Raw genomic sequence first — 1,363 nt, 5'->3', positions numbered from 1 at the left:
GCGTTCCGTTGCGCCGACCTCAAGTGATCTGGCCCACAAGGGGCGTGGCCTTGTGTGCTACTCACGGGTTAGTCATACTCGGCGAGTTGTCTGGCAGTGATAAATCTGTTCGCTGCTTGGCATGCGCATGTCCAACTAAATCCTCCAGAGTCCACCCGTCACCGGGCGGATCCAACCCCCCATAGGAGGCAGCACGTTGAAGTATCGAGCCATATCCAAGAGCCGGTACGCCATCGCGGGCGTCGGCGCCGCCGCGCTGATCGCCGGCAGTCTGACGCTCGCCACCGCCAACGCCACCCCGAGTGAGCCCGTCGCCGACACCCTGTCGTCGGCAGCGGCGAGCGATCTCGCCGGCACCCTCGTCCAGGACCTCAAGGGCGGGGCCGCAGGGGCGTACTACGACGCCCAGGCGAAAGAACTCGTCGTCAACGTCGTGAACGACGAGGCAGCCGAGCAGGCAGAGGCGGCCGGCGCGCGGGCGCGTACCGTCGACCACACCACGAAGGAGCTCAGGGCCGCGAAGGCGGACCTCACCCAGGGCGCCACCGCCGGCACGTCGCGCGCACTCGACCCGGTCACCAACCAGGTCGTCGTCACCGCCGACAGCACGGTCGAGGGCGCCGCACTGGCCCAGCTGAAGAAGGAGGTCGCGGCGCAGGACGGCAAGGCCGTGCTCAAGCGCAGCGAAGGCACGTTCAAGCCGTACATCTCCGGCGGCGACGCCATCTACACCGGCGGCTCCCGCTGCTCGCTCGGCTTCAACGTGACCAAGGGCGGGGAGCCGTACTTCCTGACCGCCGGTCACTGCGTCGAGCTCGGCGGCAGCTCCTGGTCGGAGACCTCGGGCGGGCCCGTCATCGGCGAGGCCGAGGGCGCGACCTTCCCGGGCAACGACCGCGCGCTGGTCAAGTACACGGCGGACGTCGAGCACCCGAGCGAGGTCAACACCTACGACGGCAGCGCCCAGGAGATCACCGGCGCGCGTGAGGCCACGGTCGGCGAGACCGTGCAGCGCAGCGGCAGCACCACGCAGCTCCACGACGGCACCGTCGTCGCGCTCGACGTGTCGGTGACGTACCCGGAGGGCACGGTCGACGGTCTGATCCAGACCGACGTCTGCGCCGAGCCCGGCGACAGCGGCGGCTCGCTCTTCGCGGGCAGTGACGCGCTCGGCCTGACCTCGGGCGGCAGCGGCGACTGCACCAACGGCGGCGAGACGTTCTTCGAGCCGGTGGTCGCGGCCCTCGACGAGTACGGGGCCACCATCCCGTAACCGGAGCGGTTCCCGCACGGGAGCACTGCGCAGCACGCACGACGCAGCACGCACGACGTACGACCCGGGCCCCCGGCACCCGCGCGGTGC

The 1,363-nt window shown here is 70.2% G+C and carries 1 protein-coding gene; it reads left to right on the top strand.

What is annotated here, in order from left to right:
* Positions 1 to 196: 196 nt before the first annotated feature.
* Complete coding sequence (locus H5J30_RS33490; protein ID WP_181791510.1) at positions 197 to 1,273, top strand: S1 family peptidase; 1,077 nt, start codon at positions 197 to 199, stop codon at positions 1,271 to 1,273.
* The last annotated feature ends 90 nt before the right edge of the window (positions 1,274 to 1,363 follow it).

This window comes from Streptomyces phytophilus, assembly GCF_013870535.1.
In the GTDB taxonomy this organism is placed as follows: Bacteria; Actinomycetota; Actinomycetes; order Streptomycetales; family Streptomycetaceae; genus Streptomyces; species Streptomyces phytophilus.
The sequence above is the reverse complement of the archived record's forward strand: the minus strand, read 5'-3'. Positions and strand labels throughout refer to the sequence as shown.